This window comes from Nonomuraea sp. N2-4H, assembly GCF_045291505.1.
GTDB lineage: Bacteria > Actinomycetota > Actinomycetes > Streptosporangiales > Streptosporangiaceae > Nonomuraea > Nonomuraea fastidiosa.
Map to the genome: position 1 here is coordinate 5,283,124 of NZ_CP147987.1, position 18,944 is coordinate 5,302,067.

General features: G+C 69.9%; 12 protein-coding genes and 2 pseudogenes. 7 read left to right on the plus strand and 7 right to left on the minus strand.

The window, feature by feature from the left end; genetic code table 11:
• Positions 1–8 precede the first annotated feature (8 nt).
• The gene (locus tag WBK31_RS24290) at positions 9–1,505 is read left to right on the plus strand and encodes an SLC13 family permease (RefSeq protein WP_406673192.1); all 1,497 of its coding nucleotides are present in this window, start codon (positions 9–11) and stop codon (positions 1,503–1,505) included.
• Positions 1,506–3,440: 1,935 nt separating this feature from the next.
• A complete protein-coding gene (locus tag WBK31_RS24295; protein WP_406673193.1) occupies positions 3,441–4,088 on the plus strand; it encodes an NBR1-Ig-like domain-containing protein in 648 nt (215 codons plus the stop codon).
• A gap of 9 nt (positions 4,089–4,097) precedes the next feature.
• Here WBK31_RS24295 and WBK31_RS24300 read toward each other — a convergent pair whose 3' ends face one another.
• A complete protein-coding gene (locus tag WBK31_RS24300) occupies positions 4,098–5,960 on the minus strand; it encodes an ABC transporter ATP-binding protein (RefSeq protein WP_378787388.1) in 1,863 nt (620 codons plus the stop codon).
• Between the two features lie 233 nt (positions 5,961–6,193).
• Between WBK31_RS24300 and WBK31_RS24305 the strand changes: the two genes are divergently transcribed.
• Entirely contained in the window at positions 6,194–7,354 is a 1,161-nt protein-coding gene (locus WBK31_RS24305) for a hypothetical protein (protein ID WP_364056089.1), read from the plus strand.
• Positions 7,355–7,597: 243 nt separating this feature from the next.
• Here the strand turns inward: WBK31_RS24305 and WBK31_RS24310 are convergent, their stop codons facing one another.
• Positions 7,598–7,726, minus strand: coding sequence for a hypothetical protein (locus WBK31_RS24310; protein WP_406673194.1), 129 nt, complete (start codon positions 7,724–7,726; stop codon positions 7,598–7,600).
• A 23-nt stretch (positions 7,727–7,749) separates the two neighbouring features.
• Here WBK31_RS24310 and WBK31_RS24315 point away from each other — a divergent pair, with 23 nt between their 5' ends.
• Positions 7,750–7,977 (plus strand): snapalysin family zinc-dependent metalloprotease, encoded by a 228-nt coding sequence (locus WBK31_RS24315; protein ID WP_406673195.1) that lies wholly within the window; start codon positions 7,750–7,752, stop codon positions 7,975–7,977.
• Positions 7,978–8,264: 287 nt separating this feature from the next.
• Here WBK31_RS24315 and WBK31_RS24320 read toward each other — a convergent pair.
• Positions 8,265–10,751, minus strand: a pseudogene (locus WBK31_RS24320) (glycoside hydrolase family 3 N-terminal domain-containing protein); the annotation flags it as partial.
• Between the two features lie 251 nt (positions 10,752–11,002).
• Here WBK31_RS24320 and WBK31_RS24325 point away from each other — a divergent pair.
• The 3 genes from WBK31_RS24325 to WBK31_RS24335 all read left to right on the plus strand — a co-directional run bounded on the left by WBK31_RS24325 (position 11,003) and on the right by WBK31_RS24335 (position 13,006).
• Entirely contained in the window at positions 11,003–11,164 is a 162-nt protein-coding gene (locus WBK31_RS24325; protein WP_406673196.1) for a hypothetical protein, read from the plus strand.
• Positions 11,161–12,522, plus strand: a complete 1,362-nt coding sequence (locus WBK31_RS24330; protein ID WP_364056101.1) for a glycosyltransferase family 2 protein — start codon at positions 11,161–11,163, stop codon at positions 12,520–12,522. The genes WBK31_RS24325 and WBK31_RS24330 overlap by 4 nt, the downstream gene beginning before the upstream one ends.
• Before the next feature lie 85 nt (positions 12,523–12,607).
• The gene (locus WBK31_RS24335; protein WP_364056104.1) at positions 12,608–13,006 is read left to right on the plus strand and encodes a peptidase inhibitor family I36 protein; all 399 of its coding nucleotides are present in this window, start codon (positions 12,608–12,610) and stop codon (positions 13,004–13,006) included.
• Between the two features lie 73 nt (positions 13,007–13,079).
• On the opposite strand, the gene WBK31_RS24340 is transcribed toward WBK31_RS24335, so the two are convergent.
• The 4 genes and pseudogenes from WBK31_RS24340 to WBK31_RS24355 all read right to left on the minus strand — a co-directional run bounded on the left by WBK31_RS24340 (position 13,080) and on the right by WBK31_RS24355 (position 18,669).
• Positions 13,080–14,786 carry an ABC transporter family substrate-binding protein gene (locus WBK31_RS24340; protein ID WP_364056107.1) on the minus strand — a complete coding sequence of 569 codons (1,707 nt, stop codon included), beginning with the start codon at positions 14,784–14,786 and terminating at the stop codon, positions 13,080–13,082.
• Positions 14,783–16,852 carry an ABC transporter ATP-binding protein gene (locus WBK31_RS24345; protein WP_364056110.1) on the minus strand — a complete coding sequence of 690 codons (2,070 nt, stop codon included), beginning with the start codon at positions 16,850–16,852 and terminating at the stop codon, positions 14,783–14,785. Before WBK31_RS24345 ends, WBK31_RS24340 begins: the two co-directional genes overlap by 4 nt.
• Positions 16,849–17,690: pseudogene (locus WBK31_RS24350) on the minus strand (ABC transporter permease). Before WBK31_RS24350 ends, WBK31_RS24345 begins: the two are co-directional and overlap by 4 nt.
• Position 17,691: 1 nt before the next feature.
• On the minus strand, positions 17,692–18,669 hold the full coding sequence (locus tag WBK31_RS24355; protein WP_364056116.1) for an ABC transporter permease: 978 nt from the start codon (positions 18,667–18,669) through the stop codon (positions 17,692–17,694).
• Positions 18,670–18,944 lie beyond the last annotated feature (275 nt).

The window sequence follows — 18,944 nt, forward strand, 5'->3', positions numbered from 1 at the left end:
AGTTAGCAGTGTCCGCAGAGCTCCTGTCCATCCTCGCCCTCATCCTCATGTTCGTCGTGGCCACGATCTTTCCCGTGAACCTCGGCGCGCTGGCCCTCGTCGGCGCCTTCCTGGTCGGGACGCTGGCCGCGGGCATGAGCACCGACGACATCCTCGGCGCGTTCCCCGGCAGCCTGTTCGTGATCCTCGTCGGGGTGACGCTGCTGTTCGCCATCGCCACCAACAACGGGACCGTGGACTGGCTGGTCCGGGCGGCCGTGCACCTCGTACGCGGGCGGCTCGCCGCCATCCCGCCGGTCGTCTTCGTCATCTCCGCGCTGCTGACGGCGGTCGGCGCGCCCGCCCCCGCGGTGGCGGCCATCCTGGCGCCGATCGCGTTCGGCTTCGCCGCCGAATACCGCATCCACGCCCTGCTCATCGGGCTGATGGTGGCCCACGGCACGCAGGCCGGCGCGTTCTCCCCCATCAGCGTGCTCGGCGGCATCGTGAACGGCGTCGCAAGCGAGGCCGGCCTGCCCATGGACTACCTGGTGCTGTTCCTGTCCAGCTTCGCGTACAACACCGCCGCCGCTGTGATCGTGTTCTTCGTGTTCGGCGGGCGTGATCTGATCCGCCGCGGCACCCACGTACCCGCGACAGAACAACCCGCGACGGCGACCGCTCAGGCGACGGAACACTCGACGACCACCACCACATCCGCAGCAGAACGACCCGCGACAACCGCCACACCCACAGCGGAACGACCCCAGACCACCGCCACACCCACGACGGAACGACCCCAGACCACCGCCACACCCACGACGGAACGACCCCAGACCACCGCCACACCCACGACGGAACGACCCGCGACAACCGCCGCACCCGCTACCGGACAGCCCTCGACCGCCGACGATGGTGGGCTGCGGCTGACCGCGCACCAGGCGCTCACACTCACCGGCATCGTCGCGCTGTGCGTGGCCGTACTGGCGTTCAAGCTGGACGTCGGGCTGACCGCCATCACCGTGGCCGTCGTGCTCTCCCTCACCTCGCCGAAGTCGAACAAGGGCGCGGTGGAGCGGGTGGCCTGGCCGACCGTGCTGCTGATCTGCGGTGTCGTCACGTACGTCGGCGTGCTGCAGGAGATCGGCACCGTCGACTACGTCGGCTCGGCGGTGGCCGCGATCGGCGTCCCGCTGCTGGTGGCATTGCTCATCTGCTACGTCGGCGGCGTGGTGTCGGCGTTCGCCTCGACGGTCGGCATCCTCGGCGCGCTGGTGCCGCTGGCCGTACCGCTGCTGTCGCAGGGCACGCTCGGCCCGATCGCGATGATCGCCGCCCTGTCGGTATCGTCGGCGATCGTGGACGTGAGCCCGTTCTCGACCACGGGCGCGCTGCTGGTCGCCAACGTACGCGGCATGCCGAGGGACGATTTCTACCGCAAGCTGCTGGCGTACGGGGCCGCGATCGTCCTGGCCGGCCCTCTCGCGGCATGGGCAGTCCTGGTCGCGCCCGGCTGGCTCGGCTGACCGGCACCGGCCGCACCACCGCCCCCACGCCAGCCGCTGACCGGGCAACCGTCACCGCCCCCGCCCCACCCGTCCCGACCACACGACCATCACCGCCCCCGACCCGGGCAGGCACGACCGTGCGGCCGACCGGTCGCGGGCCGACCGTACCGACCACACGACCGACCGATCGCACACCGACCGTACCGACCACACGACCGACCGGTACGGCTACCCCACACTGGCCACCGACCATGCGGCCGATCCAGCGCCGGCCATGTCGGCTGTGCGGCTGATAGCGCGAGCCTCCGGGCGGCTGCTCAGGTCCTCCGGGCGGCTGCTCAGGTGGGGCCTGCCGTCGTGCCAGGCCCAGTCCGCTGACCTGCACTTTCCTGCACCCGCTGCGCTACTGGAAATGCCCGCACAATTGCAGGACCGCCGACTCGCGCCGTTTACCGGAAGGCCGCTTTTCGACCAGCCGATTCGCAATCCGGAAGGTTTTACGGTCTGGCCATGGATGGAACGGTCCGAGCCGAAAATGTTCCGGAGCCGCCCTCAGAGGCGACACCGCATGCCCCAGTTCATCACTATAAGAGCAATTCATCCCTTTCTGCCGTTCCCCGATTGGGGCATTTCGTCCGCCGAAGGGCCTTTTGGTAACCTCCCTTGGTCTTGATGTGATGCGGCGATCGCCGTACATGCGACTGACCGAAATAGGGGTGGGATGGCGCAGTCACCTGGACATCAAGGCGAAGGCACGGCCAGCACGCGACGGGGGCGCAGGCCGATCCGTCCGGATCCGGCATCGGGGCCCGTCGCGCTCTTCGCACACCTTCTCTGGGAGCTCAAGAAGGAGGCGGGCGACCCGTCCTTCGCGGACATGGCCTCCAAGCTCGGCGCGGCGGCCTCCAAGTCGTCCCTGGCAGCGGCCGCCCGAGGGAAAGCGCTGCCAAGCTGGGAGACGACGTGGGAGTTCGTCCGCGTACTCGCCGTCGATCGCCTCGGCCGCGACCCTGACGAGGTACGCCGCGAGTGGCGCGCCCGCTGGGAAGAGGCCGGCCTTCGAGCCCTCAGAAACCGTCGGCCGCCGACGCCACGGCCGCGGACAACGCCGCCGCTCTCCCTGCACCGGCTCATGACAAGAACGCTCCCGACGAGGACGCGTTCGCCGAGCGTCCGGACGACAGCAGGAGCACGCCCACCGTGCGCCCCGACAACGCAGGCAACCCGGTGCCCGCGACCACTCCGTCCGGGGACGCACCCGCCGGAACTGCTGCTCCCGGAGACCACGCCGCTCCGTCTGAGAACGCTGCGGAAGCAGCCGCCTCCCCCGTCGACGTGGCCACCCAGGCAGACGACAGGCCCGCGTCCTCGAGCGGCACGCCCGCGCCCACCGCGCCGTCCGCGCACCCAACCCCTGCCCCCAACAACCCAGCCACCGCCCCAGACGCCACAACCACGCCTGCGGGCGGCACGACTGCGCCAACCACACCCTCCGCGCACGCAGTCGGCGCATGCGGAGAGGCGACCACTGCACCAGGCAACACGGCCGCACCCTCGGGCGACGCCACCACCGCCCAAGGGAAAACGACCGCCCCCTCCGGCGACACCACCACCGCCCAAGAGAAAACGACCGCCCCCTCCGGCGACACCACCACCGCCCAAGAGAAAACGACCGCCCCTTCCGACGACACGACCGCCTGCCCAGGCACCGCGACCACACCCTCCGGCGACACCACCACCGCCCCAGGAAACGCGACCGCACCTCCCGGACACACGACCACGCCCTCCGGACACGCGTCCGCGTCCACCGCGGACACGACTGCGGCGACCGCATCCTCGGCGGCCCCGGTCACCGCGCCCGAGGCCGCGACCGCGGAGGCCGCTTCGCCAGCCGACCCCCATCCGCAGCCCGACCCCCACCCGCAGCCGGTGCCGCGCCGCAGGACGGCGCTGGTGACCGCCGTCGTTGCGGTGGCAGGGGTGGCGGCCGTCGTCCTGGGGTGGCTGGTGCCGACGGTGGCCGGCGACCGGCAGGAGCACGCGGCCCCGACCAGCACCACGCCGGACACCCCGATCCCGCCGACCGCGCCCGCCTCGCCACACCCGGCCACGCCCACCGCGCTCACCTCGCCGCACCCGGCCACACCGACCGAGACCGCTTCGCCACACGCGAGCACACCGACCGAGCCCACCTCACCACACACGAGCACACCCACCGAGCCCATCTCGCCGCACCCGGCCACACCGACCGTGCCCGCCTCCCCGCACGATGACTCCGTGTTCGAGCGGGACGTCACCTACCCCGACGGCAGCGTCGTACGGGCGGGCGAGCGGTTCGACAAGACCTGGCGCATCCGGAACGCGGGCAACGTGCACTGGCACGACCGCTACCTCACCCGCATGAACGACACCCCCTGCAAGGCCCCCAAGCGGGTGGCGATCGGCCCGGTACGTCCGGGCGAATCGGTGGACATCACCGTACGGGTGCGCGCCTCCGACTCGCCCGGCCGCTGCAAGATCTATTGGAAGATGACCGACGAGGACGGCGCGCCGCTGCTGGCCGACAAGCGGCCCATCTTCCTTGACGTCACCGTCGCCTGAACGCGGCGGTCATCGATAGGCGGCCGCCTGGAGGGTGTAGAGGTCGGCGTAGAGGCCGTTCAGCGCCATGAGCGTGTCGTGGTCGCCTTGCTCGGTGACCTCGCCGTGGTCGAGCACGTAGATGCGGTCGGCGTAGCGCACGCTGGCCAGCCGGTGGGTGATGAGCAGCACCGTACGGCCGTCGGAGTGAGCGCGTACCCGCTCGAAGAGGGCGTGTTCGGCGCGGGCGTCGAGGGCGGCGGTGGGCTCGTCGCAGATGAGCAGGAGAGCGTCGCGATGGAACCCCCGGGCCACGGCGATGCGCTGCCACTGGCCGCCGGACAGCTCGTGACCGTCCTTGAATCGGCGGTCGAGCAGGGTGCGGTAGCCGTGGGGCAGCTCGGCGATGACCTCGTCGGCCCCGGCGACCGAGGCGGCGGCGTGGAGGGCGGGCTCGCCCTTGTCGGTGCCCATCGTGATGTTGTAGCGGGCGGCGAGCGGCCAGCGGGTGTGGTCCTGCGCGATGACGGCGGTGCGCAGGCGCAGCTCGTCGGGGCCCACCTCGCGCAGGTCGGTGTCGTCCCACCGCACGGTGCCGCTGTCGGGCTCGTAGAGCCCGGCGAGGATCTTGGCCAGGGTGGTCTTGCCGGAGCCGTTCTCGCCGACGAACGCGATCACCTCCCCCTGCTTGATCTCGACCGACACCCCGCGCAGGGCCGGGCCGTCGGCGCCGGGGTAGGTGAAGGTGACGTTGTCGGCCGTGATGGCCGAGAAGCGGTCGGGGGCGGGCCGGGAGCGGGGGCGGGTGACCCGGCGTTCGGCCTCGGCGCAGAAGTCGAGGAAGTCGGTGAAGTAGAGGCCCTGCTCGTAGAGGTGGTTGGTGGCGTACATGAGGTTGGCCAGCGAGGTCTGGCCGGAACGGATGGCGAGGACGGCGGTGCCGGCGACGGCGAGCGGGATGGCGCCGATCGCCAGCAGGACGCCCAGCGCGACGTAGACGAGCGCGGTGCCGATGCCGCCGAGCGCGTCGCCGACCAGCCTGGCCACCGTCTGGCGGCGGGCCAGGCGCAGCAGGACGTCCTGCTGGGCGCGGGCCACGACGTCGTACATGCGCAGCAGGAAGCCGCGCATGGAGAACGAGCGCACCTCGGCGGCGCAGGACCGGCTGGCCATGAGATCGCCGATGATCCACTTGCGGCGGGCCACCGGGATCAGGGAGTACATGGCGGTGTAACGCATGCGGGCGCTGCGCACCGCCGCCCAGGCGTCGGGCAGGACGGCGAGCAGCAGCAGCGGGAGCAGAACGGGGTGGAGCACGCCGAGCACACCGGCGGCGGCGCCGATGCCGATGACGGCGGTCACGACGTCGATGGCCGAGCTGACCACGGAGCCGGGCACGGCCACGCCGCGCGATGTGGCGCGTTCCAAAGAGTCGTGGAAGTCGGGGTCGTCGTAGGAGACGAGCTCCACCCGGCTGGTCAGCCCGTAGAGGCGCTCCTCGGTGTGGCGGGCGATCTGGGGGGTGAGCCGGGACTGCGCCCAGCCCGCCCCCGCCTGGACGGAGCTGCGCAGCACCGCGGCGGCGCCGACGAGGGCGAGGCTGGGCAGCGCCGCCATGACGCGGTCGGGGGTGGGGCCCTCGCTGAACAGCGCGGTCAGCACGCCGGTGGTGGCCAGCAGGCCGAACGCGGTGAACAGGCCGCCGAGCAGGTTGAGCACGACGGTGGCCAGGGTGTCGCGGGGGCTCGCCTGCCAGGCCATGCGCAGGGCCTGACCGACGAGCGACGGCAGCCGTCTGGCGATGGTCAGGAAACCGACCTCCGCCATCTTGTCGGTGTGGACGCTCCAACTGGGGAGGGCTAGTTCGCCGATGTCGAGCGACTCGTTCTGCATGCTCCGAGTGTGCACGCGGCCACTGACAGTTTTCGATGACCGCAGAGCGCGGCTTTTGTGAGGAGATCGCCAGGAGTCAGAGGGCTTGTCATGTAAGTTTCACGCTCGGTTGACGGCCGATTTGAACGTTGTGATACTCCGTGCGATTCAACCCCCGTTCCACCCGCTTGCTGCCGAGCAAATGTGCAGGTCAGGAGCTTTGTCGCGAATGAATCGATTCATGGGAGCGGAGCATGTTACGCAGCAGCACGAGGAAACTCATCACGGGCCTCGCCGCACTCGCGCTCGCGGCGACCGCGCTGTCCGGCCCCGCCGCCGCGCAAACGCCCCCCAGTAAGGCGCTGGCCTGCGGCGACGGCTCGTACAACGCCGAGGCCGTGCTGAGCGGCGGCACCTGGACCGCGCGCAACGGCAGCAGGACCGTCTACACGGGAAGCAGCATGCTGTCGGCCATGCAGGCCGCCGTGAACAGCCTCACCGCCGGCCGCACCTCCAAGCAGCGCGTCGTCGTACGCGGCTCCGGCTCGATCAGCGCCGGCTCGCGGCTGTCGCTGCCGAGCTACACGGTGCTGGACGTCTGCGGCACCGTGAACGTGACCGGCTCCGGCTCCGGCGACCAGGCCGTCGTGTACGCACGAGGCGTCACCGACGTCGAGGTCCAGCACCTGAACGTCACCGGCACCCCGCTGTACGGCATCTTCGTCCGCAACGGCACCGACATCACCCTCGGCCAGATCGATCTGCGCCTGTCCAGCGGGCTCGGCATCCGCATCGACAACCACGGCGACCGCAGCGTACGGACCAGGAACGTACGCATCGACAACGTCTACGTCTCGGGCACCAGCACGCACGGCGTGGAGACGTACGGCGTGGACGGCCTCACCGTCGGCACCGTCGTCGCCCGCGACACCGGCCACTCCGGCCTGCTGCTGAACGACACCATCAACGCCACGGTCGACACGGTGGACGCGCAGAACGCCGGCACCGGCACCGGGTACGCCGCCTTCCGCATGGCCAACAGGAACGGCAGGATCGGCTCCGGCTATCCCACCAACATCCGCGTCAACCAGGTCATCGCGCGGGGCGGCGGCAGGGGCGTGTTCTGCGTCTCGGAGAGCGGCGGCGCCGTCATCAACCGGGTCGACATCGCCCAGACCGGCAACAACGCGATCCTCATCGAGAACTGCTACAACGTGAACATCGCCGCCCAGGGCGGCAGCGTCCAGGGCCCGGGCGACATCCGGATCGCCGCCCGCTCGGAGTTCCCCAACACCGCCGACATCACCATCCAGAACCTGACCGTCACGAACTCCGCCCTCGTGGAGAACCCGTGCGGCGTCAACATCACGTTCAGGAACAACACGCTGGTCAACAGCCGCCAGTCGATCTGCTGAGCGGGGCCATATCACGGTGATAGGAGCAACTTGGTACCTCTTCCGGGGGTTGGTGGTGCGCATACCGTCACAACACCCCCAACTTTCCGGAGGAGGCTCCGTGACCAAACGCCTTCGCATCGTCCTGTCCGCCGTACTCAGCCTGGCGTTCCTGCTCATCACCGCCCCCGCGCAGGCCGCCGCCCTCGTCACGGTCATCCGGTACGACGCGAGCCGCGCCGCCGAGTTCAGCGCCACCATCGATCAGGCGGCGCAGGTCTGGAACGCCAACGTGTCGAACGTACGGCTGGTCCGCGGCACGCCCGCCCACTTCGTGGTGATCGCCGACAACGGCTGGCCCCGCGCCCTGCCCACCAGCCTGGGGCGCGGCACCGTGTGGATGGGCCTGGCAGGCCGTGGACCAGGGCTACTACCCCCTGCGCATCGCCACCCACGAGATCGGGCACATCCTCGGCCTGCCCGACCGGCGTACGGGCCTGTGCAGCGACCTGATGTCGGGCTCGAGCGCGCCGGTGAGCTGCCAGAACGCCGCCCCGAGCGCGGCCGAACGCGCCGAGGTCGACCGTAACTTCGCGGGTGCGACACCCCAGGTGACGTTCGGCACCCTCCACGTGGACCGCTGACCTTGCGGGTGGCGCGCCGCCCTCGGCGAACCGCTCCGCCGGAGGCGGCGCGCCGCCGGCGGCCCTCTGGGTTCGGCAACGCCAGCGCGCCCGGTTTCGGGCCCAGCGGCACAGCACCGGCTCCGCGGGCGGGACCCGGGCCCGGGGCGGCCCGGGTCAGCTGCAGGTGTACGACGTGGGCAGGGAGGTGTCGCCGTCGGAGCGGGTGGCCTGGAAGCCGAACGACGTGCTCTCCCCGCCCCCAGCGTGCCGTTGTGCGGGGCGTTGCGGGCGGTGACGGTACGGCCGCTGACGCTCACCTCCGCGTTCCACGAACCGGTGATGGTGTGCCCGGCGGGAAGGGTGAAGGTGACCGTCCAGGACGTTCTGGAAGATGTGCCGGTGTTGGCGACCGTGGCCTGGATGACGTACCCGGTGCCCCACTGGCTCTGCGTGGACGGTGTGACCGTGCAGCCGGATCCGGTGCCGTCGCCGGACGTGGTGACCGTCACGGTGCCGGAGCGGGGTGAGCGGTTGCCGGCGGCGTCCCTGGCGTAGACGGCGAAGGTGTAGGAGGTGTCCGGCGACAGGCCGGTGATGGTGACGGAGGTGGAGGTGACGGAGGCCGCCGGTGTCTCGGCGGAGCCCTGTAAGCGGACCACGTCGTACCCGGTCACGCCGACGTCGTCGGTGGCGGCGGACCAGGTGAGGGTGGCCGAGGTGGAGGTGACGCCGGAGGCGGTGGGGGTGCCGGGCGCGGTGGGCGGGGTGGTGTCGTCCTCTCCGCCCGGCTCGTACGTCAGCCCGAACCCCTGCGGGAACAGCGGCGTCTTGCCGTCACCCGCGTTGATGGGCTGCTGGGAGGCGCTGTTCATCCAGGTCATGGGCAGCTTCCCGGTCGGCTGGACGACGCCGAACAGCACGTCGGCCACGCCCTGCCCCTCGGTGCCCGGCAGCCAGGCGGCGACCAGGGCGTCCCAGCCGGGGAGTTGCGCGGCGATGTCGAGGGGCCGTCCCGAGACGAGGACCACGACGACGGGGACGCCGGAGGCCCGCAGGTTGGCCAGGGTGTTCAGGTCGGTGCTGTCGAGGCCGAGGTCGCCCGGCCGGTCGCCCTGCGTCTCGGCGTACGGGGTCTCGCCGACGACCGCGATGGCGACCCGGTACGAGCCGTCGATGCCGCTGCCGTCGCGGCTGTAGGTGACGGTGGCGCCGGAGCCGACGGTGTTCCTGATGCCCTCCAGGATGGTGGTGCCGGGCGTGATGTCGCCGGAGGAGCCCTGCCAGGAGATCGTCCAGCCGCCGCTCTGGTTGCCGATGTCGTCGGCGCTCTTACCGGCCACGAAGATCTTCCCGCCGGTCCTGGCGAGCGGCAGCAGCCCGCCTTCGTTCTTCAGCACGACCTGCGACTTGGCGACGGCCTCGCGGGCCAGTGCCCGGTGCTCGGCGCTGCCCACGGTGGAGGTGTACGACCGGTCGGTCAGCGGCTTCTCGAACAGCCCGAGCTCGAACTTCTTGGTCAGGATGCGGCGTACCGCGTCGTCGATCCGTTCCATGCTGATGCGCCCTGCCTGCACCTCGGCGCGCAGCAGCTCGATGAAGCTCCGCCACTCGGTGGGCACCATCGCCATGTCGATGCCGGCGTTGATGGCGGTGCGCACGTCGAGCGCGGAGGTGCCGGGCGCGCCGTCGATCTGGTCGATGCCGTTCCAGTCGGAGACCACGAACCCGTCGAAGCCCAGCTCGCCCTTGAGCACGTCGGTGATGAGGTAGCGGTGGCCGTGCACCTTGGTGCCGTTCCAGCTGCTGAACGAGATCATCACCGAGCCGACGCCGCGCTCCACGGCCTCCTCGAACGGCGGCAGGTGGATCGCCCGCAGCTCGGCCTCCGACAGCCGGGTGTCGCCCTGGTCGACGCCGCCCTCGGTGCCGCCGTCGCCGACGTAGTGCTTGGCGGTGGCGAGCACGGAGGCGGGGCCGTTCAGCGCGTCGCCCTGGAACCCGGTGATGATGGAGGTCATCGACGAGGGCAGGTCGGGGGTCTCGCCGAAGGACTCGTACGTGCGGCCCCACCGGTCGTTGCGGGCCACGCACAGGCAGGGGGCGAAGTTCCAGTCGATGCCGGTGCCCGACACCTCCTCGGCGACGGCGCGGCCGATGCGCTGGACAAGGTCGGGGTCGCGGGTGGCGCCGAGGCCGATGTTGTGCGGGAAGATCGTGGCGCCGACGACGTTGTTGTGGCCGTGTACGGCGTCCACGCCGTAGATGAGCGGGATGCCGAGCGGGGTGGCCAGGGCGGCGTTCTGGAAGCCGTCGTACATGTCGGCCCAGGAGGCGGGCGTGTTCGGTGTGGGGGCCGAGCCGCCGCCCGACAGCACCGAGCCCAGCCGGTACGTGGTGATGTCGGACGCGCTGACCGAGCCGCGCTCGGCCTGGGTCATCTGGCCCAGCTTCTCCTCCAGCGACATCCTGGACATGAGGTCGTCGACCCGGGCGCCGACAGGGAGGCTCGGGTCCTGGTACGGCAGGGCCGCCGCCCCGGTCGCGGGGACCGTAGCCGCGATCGCCGTGGCGGGCACGGTCAGGGTCGCGGCGACCAGGGCGAGAACGGCGGCGAATCCCGTCCGTCTCCGGCCCGCGCGCCGGCCGCCCGTCCGTCTGCGGCTCGCCCGCCATCCGCCCGGCGGCGCGTCGCCCGGTGGCGGGTCCGTCCGCATGAGGGCCCGCCGCAGGCCGGTCCGCCATCGGCCCGCCCACGTCGGAACCGTCCGCTTCCTGCTCGGGTTGCTGCTCATCGCACGCTGCTCCGGCTGGCTCGAAGGGATGTGGGAGCGCTCCCAGAGGCACTGTAGGTCACGATCCCCGAGTTTCGCCGCCGCGCGCGAGGCGCCGCCCCGGCGAGGGCGGGCACCAGCGGAAACGGGCCGTACTCCGGTGAAACTTTCAGCTCCTCTTGACCGGCGGGGAGGTTGGCGCGCCCCGGATCCGGCGACATTCCCGCCGTCACCCCTCGCCTTCGTCACCCCTCGCCTTCAGGAGGCCCTTCATGGCGTACGGATCCCTCGCCGGCTACGGCGGCGGCGTGGCGGTGGCCGCGCTGGCCGGCGGGCACCCGTGGCTGGTCGCGCTCTGCGCGTCGATCGCGCTCGGCACGGCCTTCCTGGTACGCGCCCGCTTCCGCCCCGGCCGCGACCCCCTCTGCCCATGACGCGAGACGGGCGCCCCCGGCGGCTCCCATCCGCCGACTACGCCGCCGGTCCCAAGCTCCAAGCATGCGCCGCACTCCTCACCACCGCCGTCGCCGCCTGGGGCGTGACCCATGTGATGGCCGCCCTGCCGAACGGCGGCGGCGAGGCGGCCTGGCCGCTCGCCGCGATCCTGCTGTGGTGGCTGCCGCTGTCGTGGTGCGAGCGTCCGATCAGAGCACGGCGCGACGATCAGGCGAGGCTGGACGCGTTGCGGGTGACCGTACAGATCCCGGTCTACAACGAGGATCCGGAGGCGTTGCGCGCCTGCCTGCGCTCGGTGCTGGCGCAGAGCCGCCCGGTCACGCGGGTGCGGGTGGTGGACGACGGCTCGGACCTGCCGTACGACGACGTACGCACGGAATTCGAGCAGGAGGCGGCGGCGCGCGGCATCGAGACGACCTGGGACCGCACCCCGAACCGGGGCAAGCGCCACGCCCAGATGCACGCACTCGCCGGCGACGACGGGGACGTCTTCGTCACCCTCGACAGCGACTCGGTGCTCGACCGGCACGCCGTCAGGGAGGGGCTGGCCCCGTTCGCGGACCCGCGCGTGCAGTCGGTGGCCGGGCAGGTGCTGGTGCTGAACCGGGCCGATGGCGTGCTCGCCCGCCTGAGCCCCCTGCTGTACCTGCCGTTCACGCTCGGCCTGCGCAGCGCCACCTCGGCATTGAGGCAGGTGCGGCTGAACTCGGGCGCGCTGGCGTTCTACCGGGCGGGCGTGGTGCGAAGGTGCGCGGGCGCGTACGGAAGCGAGCGCTTCCGCGGCCGTCCGATGCAGATGAACGACGACTCGCTGCTCACCTTGCACGCCCTGCTGGCGGGGCGGACCGTGCACCAGCCGTCGGCGATGGTGTTCACGCTCGCCCCGGCCCGGCTCGGCCATCACGTGCGGCAGCAGGTGCGGTGGATGCGCGGCACGGCCGTACGTCATCTGTGGTGGCTGCGCTACCTGCCCCTGACCGGCGCCGCCTTCTGGACCGCGGTGGCCGAGCTCCTGCACCTGCTGCTGGTCGTGGCCGTCCCGGTGGCGCTGGTGGCCGGCCCGGACCACCGGGCTCACCTGGGCGCGGCGGCGGTCGCGACGGGGCAGGCCGCGCTGGCCATGAACTACGCGATGGCGCTGCGGCTGTTCACGGTGCGGCGCAGCGACGAGAGCACACGGGCGCGGCTGGTGCTGTTCGCGCTCGCCCCGCTGGCCGCGCTCTGGCGGCTGCTGGTGCTGCGCCCGCTCCTGGCGTACGCGGTGCTGACGTGCCACCGGGTGGGCCGCTGGGGCACCAGGGCGGGCGTGGAGGTCGGTCTGGCGGCGCGAAATTGATCCCTTTCCCTACAAGATCGCGCCGTGTATGTTCGGGGTGAAAGAAAGTTTCACCCTTGGAGGAAGTGTGGGCAAGAAGCTTCAGATGCTGGCGTTACCGCTCGCCGCCGCCGTCGTGGCCGCGCTCGGAACGCCGGCTCAGGCCGCCGAGGGCTACGACCGGTGCCAGGAGGGCTACTACTGCATGTTCTCCGGCCTCGACGGCACCGGGGACATCATCCAGATCAACGCCGACACCCCCGACCTGGCCGCGCTGGGCATGGCCGACCGCGCCAAGTCCGACTGGAACCGTACCGACTCGTTCATCTACCTCTTCTCCGAGGCGGACTACGACGGCTGCACCGCCGTCACCCAGCCCAGGGACAAGGGCAACTTCTTCCCCACCTTCCGCGACTTCTTCGACTCCGTACGCTTCGACGGCCCCGGCGGCCCGTCCTGCGGCATCACGCTCAAGGGCGGCGCGGCCGACTCGCACGGCGGCTGAAGACCTCCAGAAACGGGGCGACCCCCGGCCTGAGGAGTTCCGGCCGGGGGTCGCCCGTTCACGTGAGAGGGGCTCACTCGGTGAAGCCGACCTCGGTCCAGTCGTAGGTCTTGTAACCCTCAGCGCCCAGGTTGGCCAGCGTCTTCTTGGCCGCCTGGATGTCGGGACGCTGGTACAGCGGGATCGTGTGCACCATGTCCCAGATCATCTTGTCGGCGATGTTCGCCTTCTCGATGGCCTTCTGCGGGTCCATCTCGCCGACGGCATCGTCGATCGCGGCGTCGAGCTCAGGGTTCTCCGACTTCGGGAAGTTGCTCTCGGAGCCGGTCTTGTAGATCTGCGGCAGCGCGCCGAGCGGCAGCGGCGTGCCGATCCACGAGAACGGCACCAGGTCGAAGTCGCCCTTGATGATGTAGTCGGTGAAGAACTTGTCGTCCGGCACCGCGCGGATGTTGAGCTTGATGCCGACCTCCTGGAGCATCGCCTGGGTCAGCTCGCCCTCGGTCTTGGCGTACGGCACGCCGGCGGGCACCACGAAGGTCAGCTCGAACTCCTTGCCGTCCTTCTTGCGGGTCGCGCCCTCGCTCTCCTGCTTCCAGCCGGCCGCGTCGAGCAGCTGCTTGGCCTTCTCAGGGTTGTACTTGCCGAGGTCGCCGGAGTTGTCGACGTACCCCTTGTGGTTGTTCATGAAGACGTGGTTGCCGAGCGTCTGCAGCGGCCAGTCCATGTCCTTCAGGTCGGACTGCGTGATCACGTCACGGTTGATGGCGTACTGCACGGCCTGGCGGACCGACTTGTCCTTCAGGAACTCGCTCTGGTTGTTGACGGTGATGTGCCGCCAGTTGGGGCTGAGCGCCTTGCGGATGTCCGCGTTCGGGACCTCCTTGGCGCGCTTGAGGTCGGCGGGGCTGCCCGGCGGGATCTCCACCATGTCGAGCTCGCCGTTGGCGAAGGCGTTGACCTGCGCGGCGGGCGTCTCGATGGTACGGAAGATGACCTTGTCGAGCTTGGCCTTCCTTCCCCACCACTTGTCGTCGCGCACGACGGTCAGCGTCTTGGTGCCCTCGTCGATCTTCTCGATCTTGAAGGGACCCGCGGTGACCGGGACCTTCTGCAGGTAGTCCTTCTCGAACGCCTCGGGCGAGTCCATGTGCTTGGCCGGCATGAGCGGCGTGAACAGGCCCTGCCACTCCGGGTACGTCTTGGCGAAGGTGACGACGACGACCTTGTCGGAGTCGCCCTTCTCGACCGACTCGATGCGGTCGTAGCCGTCGGTGGAGGTCGGCTTGTACTTCTTGTTCTCGCCGTTGCTGGACTTCCAGATCGCCTCGAAGTCCTTCCACGTGATCGGCGTGCCGTCCGACCACTGGGCCTTGTCGTTGATCGTGTAGGTGATGACCTGCTTGCCCGACGACTGGTCGAGCTTGACGTCGGTCACGTAGTCCTTGTTCGGCGTGAAGTTGGCCTCCGCGTCCGACACCATCACCGACGGCAGGAAGGTGTCACGCATCTCCGAGGTGTCGGCCTGGTTGCCGTCGACGTGGTAGGGGTTCCACTGGCTCGGCCACTGACCAATCGGCAGGGTGAGCGTGCCGCCGTCCTTCACCTGCTCGTACGGGACGGGGTTGATGCTGATGGACGGGGTCTCCGCCATCTGCTGCTGGGCCTGCTGCGACTGCTCGGCGCTCGGCTGCTTGCTCTCCGAGCCGCCGCCGCCGCAGGCCGCCACTGCCATGGCCAGGACCGCGAGCCCAGCGGCCGCACGGTGATGAACCTTCACTCTTCCTCCTGATTGTCCGAGGCCGTGATGACCTCGACTTCCTCCGCGTAGTGGCAGGCGGCACCGTGGTCGACGGCGCTCGTCAGCCGGGCGACCGAAGGCTCCTCCTCCACACACCGCCGTCGCTCGGCCTCGCTGAGCCGGGCGAACTTGGGGCAGCGGGTGCGGAACCTGCAGCCAGACGGCGGGTCGGCCGGACTGGGCAGGTCGCCTTCGAGCAGGATCCGCTTGCGGGTGCGTTCCTTCTCGGGGTCGGGGAGCGGGATCGCCGACAGCAGTGCCTGCGTGTACGGATGCGCGGGCCGGTCGTAGACGTTCTCGACCGCGCCGATCTCGGCGATCCTTCCGAGGTACATGACGGCCACCCGGTCGGCCAGGTGCCGTACCACCGCCAAGTCGTGTGCCACGAACAGGTAGGACAGGCCCAACCTGTTCTTCAGCTCCTCCAGCAGGTTGATCACACCTGCCTGGATGGAGACGTCGAGTGCCGAGACGGGCTCGTCGAGGACGAGCAGCTTCGGCTCCAGGGCCAGTGCGCGGGCGATGCCGATGCGCTGGCGCTGACCGCCGGAGAACTGCTGCGGGTAGCGCTCGGCGTGCTCCGGTGCGAGGCCGACGAGCTGCAGCAGCTCGGCGACCTTGGCGGAGACGTCCTTCTTGCCGTGCGCGCGCAGCGGCTCGGCGATGATGTCACCGATCGGCATGCGCGGGTCGAGCGCCGCCATCGGGTCCTGGAAGACGATCTGCAGGTCGCGGCGGAGCGCCTGGCGCGCGGCCTTGTCCAGCTTGGCGCTGTCCTTGCCGAGCACCACGATGCGGCCGTCCTGCGGCGGCGCGAGCTGCATGATCTGCTGCAGCGTGGTGGTCTTGCCGCAGCCGGACTCGCCGACCAGGGCCAGCGTCTCGCCTTCGGCGATGTCGAAGCTGATGCCGTCCACGGCGTAGACCGTGCCGACGCGGCGCTTGAAGATGGCGCCCTTCATCAGCGGGTAGTGCCGCTTGAGCCCGTCCAGCTCCAGCACCGTGGGGCGCTGCTCGCGCGGCACGCGGACGACGTCGCTCGGCGGGATGACCGGGACCGGGAACACGTCCGCGCCGGTCAGGCCCTTGTGCTCGATCTCGTGCGCGCGGATGCAGGCCACGTGGCGTCCCCCGTCGATCGGGGTCAGCGGCGGCTCCTCCTCCTCGCACATGTCCACCTTCATCGGGCAGCGCGGTGCGAACGGGCAGCCCGGCGGCAGCGAGGCGGGCGAGGGCGGGTTGCCCTCGATGGGCACCAGCGGCCCCTCCTCGCCGTCCACCCTGGGGATCGAGGCGAGCAGGCCCATCGTGTACGGCATGCGCGGCCGGTAGTAGATGTCGTCCACCGAGCCCTGCTCGACCGGGCGGCCCGCGTACATGACGAGCACCCGGTCGGCCATGCCGGCGACGACGCCGAGGTCGTGGGTGATCATCACGATGCCGGCGCCGGTCTCCTGCTGCGCGGTCTTGAGCACCTCCAGGACCTGCGCCTGGATGGTGACGTCGAGCGCGGTGGTCGGCTCGTCGCAGATCAGCAGGTCGGGGTCGTTGGCGATGGCCATGGCGATCATCGCGCGCTGGCGCATGCCGCCGGAGAACTCGTGCGGGAACGCCTTGGCCCGCAGCTGCGGGTTGGGGATGCCGACCAGGTCGAGCAGGTCCACCGCGCGCTTGGCCGCCTTGTCCTTGGGCATCTTCTGGTGGATGCGGACGGCCTCGGCGATCTGGTCGCCGATCGTGTAGACGGGGGTGAAGGCGGACAGCGGATCCTGGAAGATCATGCTGATCGCCTTGCCGCGTACCTTGACCAGCTCGTCTTCCGGCATGCCGAGCAGCTCTTGGCCGTGCAGCTTGACCGAGCCGTCCACCACCGCGTCGCGCGGCAGCAGGCCCATCACGGCCAGCGATGTCACGGACTTGCCCGAGCCGGACTCGCCCACGATGCCGAGCACCTCGCCGCGCTCGACCTCGTAGCTGACGCCGCGCACGGCCTCGATGCCGCCGGGGAAGGTGACGGTGAGGTCCTTGACCTCCAAGATGCTCACGAGTTGCTCCCCGGGTCGAGTGCGTCACGCAGCCCGTCGCCGATCAGGTTCACGCTGAGCACCAACGCGACCAGCAGGCCGGCGGGAAGGCGAACAGCCACGGGTAGCCGGTGGCGTTGCCGGAGCCGAGCGCGATCAGCGTGCCGAGCGAGACGTCGGGCGGCTGGATGCCGAAGCCGAAGAAGGACAGCGCCGCCTCACCGATGATCGCGCCACTGACGTTCAGCGTGGCGTCGATGATCAGCAGGGACGACAGGTTGGGGACGATGTGCCGGAAGATGATCTTCCAGCGCGGGATGCCCATGTAGACGGCGGCCAGGACGTACTCGCGCTCGCGCAGCGAGAGCGTCATGCTCCGCACCACCCGCGAGGTGATCATCCAGGAGAACGCGGCCAGCAGCACCACGAACCACAGCCAGGAGGCGCCCTCCTTGAGCCGGGGCGAGACGATCGCGATGATCAGGAAGCTGGGCAGGACGAGGAGCAGGTCCACGCCCCACATGAGCACCTTGTCCACCCAGCCGCCGAAGTAGCCGGCGAACGCGCCGACCAGGGCGGCCAGGGCCGTGGAGATCAGCGCCACCAGCAGGCCGATGACGATCGACTTCTGCATGCCGCGCAGCGTGACGGCGTACACGTCCTGGCCGATCGAGGTGGTGCCCCACCAGTGGTCGGCGCTCGGCGGCTGCAGGAAGGCGAGGAAGTCCTTCTCGGTCCAGTCGTACGGGCCGAAGTACGGCCCGATGTAGGCCAGCGCCACCAGCAGGATCAGCGCGATGATCCCGTAGCGGGCCTGCTTGTTGCGGTAGAGGCGCCGCAGGACGACTTTCGATCGCATCTCAGCTCACCCGCACCCGTGGATCGAGGGCCGCCACCAGCACGTCCGACAGGAACGACGCGACGAGGACGCACACCGCGGCGAAGAAGGTCACCGCGGCCACGGAGTTGACGTCGTTCTGGTTGATCGAGTCGACCAGCCACGCGCCCATGCCGTGCCAGGCGAAGATCTTCTCGGTGAACGTGGCTCCGGTGAACATGGTCCCGAACGCGAACGCGAAGTACGTCGCCGACGGGATCAGCGCGGTGCGCAGCGCGTGCTTGATGAGCGCCGTCCTGCGCCGCAGGCCCTTGGCCATCGCGGTGCGGACGAAGTCCTGGTTCAGCACGTCGAGCATCATGTTGCGCTGGATCCGGCTGTAGAAGGCGATCGAGCCGAGGCTCAGCGAGATCGTCGGCAGGATGAGATGGTTCAGCCGGTTGAGGAACTGGTCCCAGCCCGACAGGCGCGGGTTGTACTCGCCGGTGTACTCGATCAGCGTGAACCCGAGCCCTCTGTTGAGGTTGTAGGTCGCGATCGCCAGCAGCGTGGCCAGCACGAACACCGGGATGGCCATGATCACGAAGGAGCTGACACCTATTAACCGGTCAGTGATCTTGTACTGCTTCACCGCGGATATCGCGCCAAGTGCCACGCCCACCGCGAACCCCAGCAGGGTGCCGATGAACAGGAGCCGGAGACTGACCATGATGCGGCGGCCCATCTCGTCGTTGACCGAACCGCCGTTCCAGGTCTTGCCGAAGTCTCCGGTGATGACCCCGGAAGCCCAGGTCACGTAGCGCTGCAGCACGGGAGTCTTGTCGTTCAGGTTGTAGGCGTCCAATGTGGCGTCGATGGTCGCCTCGGGGACCGGGGGCTGCCGCCCCTGGTACGACGCCCGCGGGTTCAGCGTGGTCGCCGCGAGCATGTACGCCAAGCTAGCCGCGATAGCGACCAAGATCACATTTATCGCCAACCTGCGGAGCAGGTACTTGCCCATCACTCTCCGTTCGCGCTGACCGAGGGCGCGAACTCCACGCGGAGCGGCGCCCCCTCAACGGAAAACCCATCTCACATCGCGAAATTCACGTGACGTCAAGATGACTGATCAACGCGCAATATATAAGGAAAGGGATAACAGTCAGAATCGCGGCATATAACGTTAAGGTCACTCACAATAGATCGCCGGACGCGGCGCCCGGTCGCGGATTTCCCGGGCCCACCTGCGGAAACGCGGATGATCAGATGGCCGTCGCGGCGCCCGCAGGATGCGCT

Excerpts from the sequence above, each read along its gene's own strand:
- WBK31_RS24300 (WP_378787388.1), bottom strand. The coding sequence starts at position 5,960 with ATGCAGAACGAGTCGCTCGACATCGGCGAACTAGCCCTCCCCAGTTGG.
- WBK31_RS24305 (WP_364056089.1), top strand. The coding sequence starts at position 6,194 with ATGTTACGCAGCAGCACGAGGAAACTCATCACGGGCCTCGCCGCACTC.
- WBK31_RS24325 (WP_406673196.1), top strand. The coding sequence starts at position 11,003 with ATGGCGTACGGATCCCTCGCCGGCTACGGCGGCGGCGTGGCGGTGGCC.
- WBK31_RS24330 (WP_364056101.1), top strand. The coding sequence starts at position 11,161 with ATGACGCGAGACGGGCGCCCCCGGCGGCTCCCATCCGCCGACTACGCC.
- WBK31_RS24335 (WP_364056104.1), top strand. The coding sequence starts at position 12,608 with ATGCTGGCGTTACCGCTCGCCGCCGCCGTCGTGGCCGCGCTCGGAACG.
- WBK31_RS24355 (WP_364056116.1), bottom strand. The coding sequence starts at position 18,669 with ATGGGCAAGTACCTGCTCCGCAGGTTGGCGATAAATGTGATCTTGGTC.